Origin of the sequence: Halomonas sp. 707B3 (assembly GCF_024158645.1) — a bacterium.
GTDB lineage: Bacteria > Pseudomonadota > Gammaproteobacteria > Pseudomonadales > Halomonadaceae > Vreelandella > Vreelandella lionensis.
In genome coordinates this window covers 1-7,788 of record NZ_JAMZBE010000158.1, presented here as the reverse complement: position 1 = coordinate 7,788, position 7,788 = coordinate 1, and the positions used below count along the sequence as shown (strand labels likewise).

The following is a 7,788-nucleotide window of genomic DNA, read 5'->3' as shown; positions in this document are numbered from 1 at the left end:
GGGCCGTTCCTCCCATGAATGAAACTATACTCGCTCTACTGGCATTTCTGCCGCTATTGCTGGCTGGGATTTTGCTCATAGGCTTTAAAATTCCTGCCAAAATAGCGATGCCGATTGTCTTCCTTACGGCAGCCATTATTGGTCTGACCGCATGGGATATGTCGTTTAGCCGCGTGGCGGCATCCACTATACAGGGCCTCATCCAAACCGCTGGCCTGCTGTGGATTATCTTCGGCGCTATCTTGCTGCTCAACACGCTAAAGCACTCGGGCGGTATTACTGCCATTCGTAACGGCTTTTCGGGCATTAGCCCAGACCGTCGCGTACAGGCGCTGATTGTTGCTTGGTTGTTTGGCTGCTTTATTGAAGGCGCGTCCGGTTTCGGTACGCCCGCTGCCGTGGCAGCGCCACTAATGGTAGCGCTGGGCTTCCCGGCTCTGGCAGCGGTGGTCGTGGGTATGATGATCCAATCCACGCCAGTGTCGTTTGGCGCCGTGGGTACGCCTATTGTGGTGGGTGTGGGTAGCGGCTTGAACCGTGCAGACATTACCGCACAGCTTGAAGCGAACGGTTCTACCTGGGACGTATTCTTCCAGCAGGTGACCAGCTCTGTCGCGATCACACACGGTATCGTCGGCATTTTAATGCCACTGATTCTGGTACTAGTGATGGTGCGCTTCTTCGGTGCCAACCGCTCTTGGAAAGAAGGGTTGTCTATTACGCCTTTCGCGATCTTTACCGGTATTTCCTTCGTGGTGCCTTACATGCTGGTGGGCGTGCTGCTTGGGCCGGAATTCCCCTCCATGATTGGCGCGATGGTGGGCTTAGCGATTGTGGTGCCTGCTGCACGTAAAGGCTTCCTGCTGCCCAAAGATACCTGGGACTTCCCAGAATCGACCGCTTGGCCGGATGAGTGGATCGGCAACTTGCAAATCAAGCTTGACGATGTGGCCGGTAAAGCACCGATGTCGACCTTTAAAGGTTGGGTGCCTTACGTACTGCTTGCTCTGTTCCTGGTGGCCTCACGCACCATCGAGCCGCTCAAAGCTGCGTTAACCTCCATCAACCTGAACTGGGCTGATATCTTCGGAGAAGCAGGCGTTAGCGGTGGCATCCAGCCGCTCTACCTGCCCGGCGGTATCATCCTAGCGGTCGTGCTGGTGACTTACTTCCTGCACCGCATGAACCCACGCCAGCTGAGTGCTGCGGTATCAGAATCGACCAAAACCATTTTTGGTGCGGGCTTCGTCCTGATCTTCACCGTGCCAATGGTACGGATCTTGATTAACTCTGGCGTTAACGGTGCCGATTTAGTCTCAATGCCCGTCATGATGGCGCAAGCGGTGGCTAACGGTGTGGGCGGTATCTACCCGTTCTTTGCCCCGGCGGTGGGGGCCATGGGCGCCTTTATTGCAGGCTCCAACACGGTGTCTAACCTGATGCTGGCAGAGTTCCAGTTTAGCGTGGCGGAAACGCTTGGGCTCTCCACGGCCATGATGGTCGCACTGCAAGCCGTGGGTGCTGCCGCAGGTAACATGATCGCAATTCACAACGTCGTGGCGGCGTCTGCTACCGTCGGCCTACTCGGCCGCGAGGGCACCACCATTCGTAAAACGATCATCCCGACCATCTACTACCTGGTCTTCACCGGCATTATTGCGCTAATCGCGTTTTATGTTTTAGGTGTGACTGACCCGTTGATGTAAGGAGTAGCTTTACCCCACGATAGGAACGGCTGGGTAGCCTTAGGGCTGCCCAGCACTATATTAAAAAGACGAATCTCTCCCTCACCGACCACTCTCGACACTTTATGAAAAATACTTCCAAAAGCACCCACATATTATGGAAATATTTTCCATCAAGTGATTAGATAGCTGTCTATCCTCCTCACCCATAGGAGTTACCATGAATATCCTATTCGACGAGCGCCTTGATGGTGAGCTTGTCCGCCGTGATAAAGCCGAGGTGCTTAGCGACCTGCAAGGCGCCGTGCCCTCATTAACGCTGCTGCATCGGGAAGAAGATTTACGCCCTTTCGAGTGCGATGGCTTAGCCGCTTACCGCGTACTGCCGATGTTGGTGGCCTTGCCGGAAACGTTGGAACAGGTCGAAGGCCTGTTAAAGCGCTGCCATGCACTGGGCGTACCAGTGGTGACCCGGGGCGCAGGCACCGGCCTTTCCGGTGGCGCACTGCCGCTTGAGCAGGGCGTGCTGCTGGTCATGTCGCGGTTCAACCAAATTATTACCGTTGACCCCGACGCGCGCATTGCCCGCGTTCAACCAGGGGTGCGCAACCTTGCCATTTCCGAGGCGGCCGCCCCTTACGGGCTCTACTACGCCCCCGACCCCTCCTCGCAAATCGCCTGCTCAATTGGCGGCAACGTCGCCGAAAATGCCGGCGGCGTGCACTGCCTGAAGTACGGCCTCACCGTGCATAACGTGATGCGGGTGGATGTGCTGACCATTGAAGGCGAGCACATGACGCTAGGTTCTGAAGCCCTAGATGCGCCCGGCTTTGATCTCTTGGCCCTGATGAACGGTTCAGAAGGCATGCTCGGGGTGGTCACGGAAATCACCGTGAAGCTGCTGCCCAAGCCAGAAACCGCCAAAGTGCTGATGGCCAGCTTCGATGATATCGAAAAAGCGGGCCGCGCGGTGGGCGACATCATTGCCGCAGGCATTATCCCCGGTGGCCTGGAAATGATGGATAAGCTCGCCATCAAAGCCGCCGAAGATTTCATCAAGGCAGGCTACCCCGTGGAGGCCGAAGCCATTCTGCTCTGTGAGCTGGATGGTGTGGAAGCCGACGTGGACGACGACTGCGAGACCGTGCGCCGCGTACTGGAAAAGGCCGGAGCCACTAACATTCAACAGGCGCGGGATGAAGCCGAGCGCGCCAAGTTCTGGGCCGGGCGCAAGAATGCCTTCCCTGCCGTAGGCCGCATGTCACCCGACTACTACTGCATGGATGGCACCATTCCCCGCCGCGAGCTGCCGCGCGTTTTGAAAGGCATTGCCGCGCTATCCGAAGAGAGCGGTTTGGCGGTAGCCAACGTGTTTCATGCGGGCGACGGCAATATGCACCCGCTGATCCTGTTCGATGCCAACAAAGAGGGCCAGCTTGCCCTGGCGGAAGACGTAGGCGGCAAGATCCTGGAGCTGTGCGTGGCCGCCGGTGGCTCGATTACCGGCGAGCATGGCGTTGGGCGCGAAAAAATCAACCAGATGTGCAGCCAGTTCCAGCCCGATGAGCTGACGGTCTTCCACGCGCTAAAAGCGGCGTTCGACCCCAAACGGCTGCTCAACCCAGGGAAAAATATTCCCACCCTGGCGCGCTGTGCCGAATTTGGCGCGATGCATGTGCATAACAACGAGTTACCGCATCCAGAACTGCCACGCTTCTGATGCTATAAGGATCGACCATGACCGAACTAGCGATACACGCTGCCGACCGAGATATCGCCGACGAGCTGAGCGAACAGGTTCGTAGCGCCTACCACGACCGCACCCCGCTACGCATTGTAGCGGGCAACACCCGGGCCTTTTATGGCCGCCCGGTGGAAGGCACGGAACTCAATGTCGCAGCGCATAGCGGCATCGTCTCTTACGACCCTATCGAACTCGTCGTCACGGTGCGGGCTGGCACCCGCTTGAGCGCGCTGAACGCGGCGCTGGCAGAAAAACATCAGATGCTGCCTTTCGAGCCGCCCATTTTTGGCGACGCCAGCACCATTGGCGGCGCGGTGGCCACCGGCATGTCCGGCCCTCGCCGCCCTTGGGCAGGTGCCGCACGGGATTTTGTCCTGGGCACTCGGGTGATTACCCAAGAAGGCAAACTGCTGCGCTTTGGCGGCGAAGTGATGAAAAACGTCGCAGGCTATGACCTTTCCCGCATGATGGCCGGCGCTCAGGGCACGCTAGGCGTGCTGGCCGATATCTCGTTTAAGGTGCTGCCTATTCCCACCGCCAGCCACAGTCTGCGCCTTGAAATGGGCTTGCAAGATGCCTTAGCGAAGCTCTCTGAGCTTGGCCGCCAGCCGCTGCCTATTACCGCTGCGGCATGGCACGCAGGTGAGCTTTTCCTTCGCCTAGAAGGCGGTGAAAGCTCCGTCAAGGCCACGAAAGAGCGCCTGGGCGGTGAAGCGCTGTCTGCGGATTTCTGGCAGCAGCTTCGTGACCAGCAGCATGGCTTTTTCAGCCTCAACGAAGGGCAAGCACTGTGGCGCCTCTCGCTACCGCCCCATACCCCAGCGCTAGAGCTCGCCGTTGATGAAAGCGATATCTTCTATGATTGGGGCGGCAGCCAGCGCTGGGTGAAAACCGCACTACCCGCAGACACGCTGCGCGATGAATGCCAGAAGGCCGGTGGCCACGCTACCTGCTACACCCCGCATGCCCAAGGGGGCGCGGAGTCACCGTTTACTCCGCTGAATGCTGTGGTCGAGAAGTACCATCGCAACCTGAAGGCCGAGCTGGATGCCCACGGCATTTTCAACCCTGGTCGTCTTTATGCGGCATTTTAATCAGGAGAGCTGACATGCAGACGCACTTTACCGATGCCGACCGCCAAAAACCGCATATTCAGGAAGCCGAGCGCATTCTGCGTACCTGTGTGCACTGCGGCTTTTGTAACGCCACCTGCCCCACTTACCAGTTGCTGGGCGATGAGCGAGACGGGCCACGCGGGCGCATCTACTTGATGAAAGAGCTGCTGGAGAGCCGCGATGACGATGACCAAGTCACCGAAGAGACTCGCCTGCACCTAGACCGCTGCCTAACCTGCCGCAACTGTGAAACCACCTGCCCCTCCGGCGTGGAGTATCACAAGCTGCTGGATATTGGCCGTGCGGAAATCGACCGTCGTGTGCCGCGTTCAGCGGCAGAACGCGCTCAGCGCTATGCGCTGCGCAAAATGCTGGTCGACCCGAAACGCTTCAAAGCGCTGCTGACTCTGGGGCAAACCTTCAAGCCTCTAGTGCCCGGCAAACTGCGTAGCAAAATGCCGCCCGCACCGGTCGATGCAGGCCAGCGACCCGACAGCCAGCGCCATGCCCGTAAGGTATTAATCCTGGAAGGCTGCGTGCAGCCGGGCCTGTCGCCCAACACCAACGCAGCCACGGCTCGCCTGCTCGACCGCTTGGGCATCAGCGTTACGCCAATCAGTGAAGCCGGCTGCTGTGGTGCTATCGACTTCCACCTCAACGCCCAAGAAGCTGGCCGCGAGCGGATGCGTGCCAATATTGATGCCTGGTGGCCGCAAATTGAGCAGGGTGTGGAAGCCATCGTCCAAACGGCCAGCGGCTGCGGCGCGTTCGTCAAAGAGTATGCTGATATGCTCAAGGACGACCCTGCCTACGCTGACAAGGCCAAAAAAGTTAGCGCGCTGGCGAAGGATATCGTCGAAATACTGCGCGACGAGCCGCTGGAAGCACTTCAGCTTAAAGAGCACCAGCGCTTAGCGTTCCACTGCCCCTGCACACTGCAGCACGCTCAGAAACTCAACGGCGCCGTGGAAGGCGTGCTTAGCAAACTCGGCTTTGCACTAACGCCCGTGAAAGATGGCCACCTGTGCTGCGGCTCGGCGGGCACCTACTCGGTCACACAGCCAGAGCTCGCCACTCAGCTGCGCGATAACAAGCTGAATGCGCTGGAAGCAGGCAACCCTGAGTTGATTGTGACCGCCAACATCGGTTGTCAAACGCACCTGGCCAGTGCCAATCGCACGCCGGTACGCCACTGGGTAGAAGTCGTGGACGCTGCCCTGGTATAACCCTTTACACTCGCTGCGCTTTCACAACGTATTAACGGTTGGGCGCAGCGCTTTAATCCCTATGATAAAAGGATCCTTTGATGCAAACCAAAGCTGTTTTAGGCCAAGCCGACGTTATCCAAGTACTCGACGCTGCACAGAAAGAAGCTGACAACAACGGCTGGCCGGTCACGATTGCCGTCACCGATGATGGCGGCCACCTGTTGGCACTGCGCCGTTTAGACGGTGCTGCCCCGTTTAGCGCCGATGTTGCTACCCAAAAAGCGCGTAGCGCGGCCTTGGGCCGTAAAGAGACCCAAGTGTTTGAAGAGATGATTAACGGTGGCCGTACGGCGTTTGTCTCTGCACCGCTACAAGGCCTGCTGTCTGGCGGCGTGCCGATCATCGTGGATGGTCAAGTCGTCGGCGCTGTCGGCATCTCTGGCGTTAAGCCAGATCAAGATGTGCAAATTGCCAAAGCAGGCGTCAGCGCAATCGCCTAACGCTTCCATAGTAAGTAACAGCAGTAAGTAACAACGGTAAGTAACAGCAGCGTGCAGCTCATTGACTGCATGCTGCTTGTTAGAGTCTTATGTACGCGCAATAAAAAAGCCCGAATCTATGATTCGGGCTTTTTTGGAATTTTTTCGGCTTTATCTTAATGACTGCCGATAGGTGCTTAATGGCGGACCGGACGAGACTCGAACTCGCGACCTCCGGCGTGACAGGCCGGCATTCTAACCGACTGAACTACCGGTCCACTGTAAGACACACTTACCATTTAAATTATTTATTAAAGCGGTTCAGAGGCGCTAAAACATTCACTTAAATGGTGGGTGGTACTGGGTTCGAACCAGTGACCCCCAGCTTGTAAGGCTGGTGCTCTCCCAACTGAGCTAACCACCCAGGGTATTGAAAGCTTATCGCTTATCAACAGAACTACTTATTAAATTATCGTGGCGGACCGGACGAGACTCGAACTCGCGACCTCCGGCGTGACAGGCCGGCATTCTAACCGACTGAACTACCGGTCCGAATAGCGATAACTTAGTATGCAAATAAACATGATGATGGCGGACCGGACGAGACTCGAACTCGCGACCTCCGGCGTGACAGGCCGGCATTCTAACCAACTGAACTACCGGTCCGCATATACATCAGTTACTGCATCACGTTTCCAGGGCACCAAATGAATGGTGGGTGGTACTGGGTTCGAACCAGTGACCCCCAGCTTGTAAGGCTGGTGCTCTCCCAACTGAGCTAACCACCCGCTGGTCACGTGGCGCTGCATTCTACAGAAGCCTCTTGGAATGTCAACACGTTGTGTTTAAATTTTTGATTTAAACCAGCGTACTGTACGTTCTCGCGGCAACCGCTAACTGAGCGCGGACGAAGGATGCCGCAACTATGGCTGCTTCGTCAATCAAAACTTGCTGATTTACTCCAGAACTTCGTCGTGGCTTAAAATCATGGTCGCCATCGGTTAGCCAATGAATGTGTAGAGAGTCAGGTAAAGCGTAGTGGGCCACCTCATCACGAGAGCCAAACGGATCACGCTCACCTTGCAGAATCAGCATAGGCATAGAGATGTCAGGAAAATGATCGGTGCGAAGGGAGTCGGGCTTTTTGGGTGGGTGAAACGGATAGCCTGCCGCAATGACACCTGCACAGCGATGCTGGCTGGCAAAGAGCGATGCCACACGCCCGCCCATGGATTTACCCCCAACCCACAAAGGCGAACCACTGCATGACGCCAGCAGGTCATACCAAGCGGCAAAGTGTTCCAGCGTTTTCTTGACGGGAGGCGGAGGCTGGCGCTTTGCTTCCTCGCTCATCTGCTGCATATAGGGGAAATCGATCGCCCACACTTGTAGCCTCTCGCTGGCCAGCATCGCGGCAAATTGCCGCATAAACTCGGATAGGTGGCCTGCCCCGGCGCCATGGGCTAGCAGAATTCGCCCCAGTTCGGGGATGCCCGAGACGCTCACCGGGCCAACCCCCTCCACGAGAAACCGCTGAACAGCGGGGCTGGCGGGGCG

Annotated in this window: 6 protein-coding genes and 5 tRNA genes; 5 read left to right on the top strand and 6 right to left on the bottom strand. The window is 57.3% G+C overall.

Annotation, left to right across the window (positions count from 1 at the left end):
• Positions 1-14 precede the first annotated feature (14 nt).
• The 5 genes from BIS10_RS15945 (at position 15) to BIS10_RS15925 (ending at position 6,252) form a co-directional block, all read left to right on the top strand.
• Positions 15-1,706 carry an L-lactate permease gene (locus BIS10_RS15945; RefSeq protein ID WP_253506596.1) on the top strand — a complete coding sequence of 564 codons (1,692 nt, stop codon included), beginning with the start codon at positions 15-17 and terminating at the stop codon, positions 1,704-1,706.
• A gap of 199 nt (positions 1,707-1,905) precedes the next feature.
• Positions 1,906-3,405, top strand: coding sequence for a glycolate oxidase subunit GlcD (gene glcD, locus BIS10_RS15940; RefSeq protein ID WP_253506591.1), 1,500 nt, complete (start codon positions 1,906-1,908; stop codon positions 3,403-3,405).
• 17 nt (positions 3,406-3,422) lie between these two features.
• Positions 3,423-4,523: a glycolate oxidase subunit GlcE gene (gene glcE, locus BIS10_RS15935; protein WP_253506588.1), complete on the top strand. Its 1,101-nt coding sequence runs from the start codon at positions 3,423-3,425 to the stop codon at positions 4,521-4,523.
• Between the two features lie 14 nt (positions 4,524-4,537).
• Entirely contained in the window at positions 4,538-5,770 is a 1,233-nt protein-coding gene (gene glcF / locus BIS10_RS15930; RefSeq protein WP_253506586.1) for a glycolate oxidase subunit GlcF, read from the top strand.
• Positions 5,771-5,850: 80 nt separating this feature from the next.
• Entirely contained in the window at positions 5,851-6,252 is a 402-nt protein-coding gene (locus BIS10_RS15925; protein ID WP_235253437.1) for a heme-binding protein, read from the top strand.
• A 180-nt stretch (positions 6,253-6,432) separates the two neighbouring features.
• On the opposite strand, the gene BIS10_RS15920 is transcribed toward BIS10_RS15925, so the two are convergent.
• From BIS10_RS15920 to BIS10_RS15895, 6 genes are all read right to left on the bottom strand, one after another.
• Positions 6,433-6,509, bottom strand: a tRNA-Asp gene (locus tag BIS10_RS15920).
• Positions 6,510-6,579: 70 nt separating this feature from the next.
• Positions 6,580-6,655, bottom strand: a tRNA-Val gene (locus tag BIS10_RS15915).
• A gap of 51 nt (positions 6,656-6,706) precedes the next feature.
• Positions 6,707-6,783: transfer RNA gene (locus tag BIS10_RS15910), tRNA-Asp, on the bottom strand.
• A gap of 37 nt (positions 6,784-6,820) precedes the next feature.
• Positions 6,821-6,897, bottom strand: a tRNA-Asp gene (locus BIS10_RS15905).
• A gap of 46 nt (positions 6,898-6,943) precedes the next feature.
• Positions 6,944-7,019: transfer RNA gene (locus BIS10_RS15900), tRNA-Val, on the bottom strand.
• 70 nt (positions 7,020-7,089) lie between these two features.
• The coding region (locus tag BIS10_RS15895) for an alpha/beta fold hydrolase (RefSeq protein WP_301282071.1) at positions 7,090-7,788 on the bottom strand (699 nt) is incomplete at its 5' end.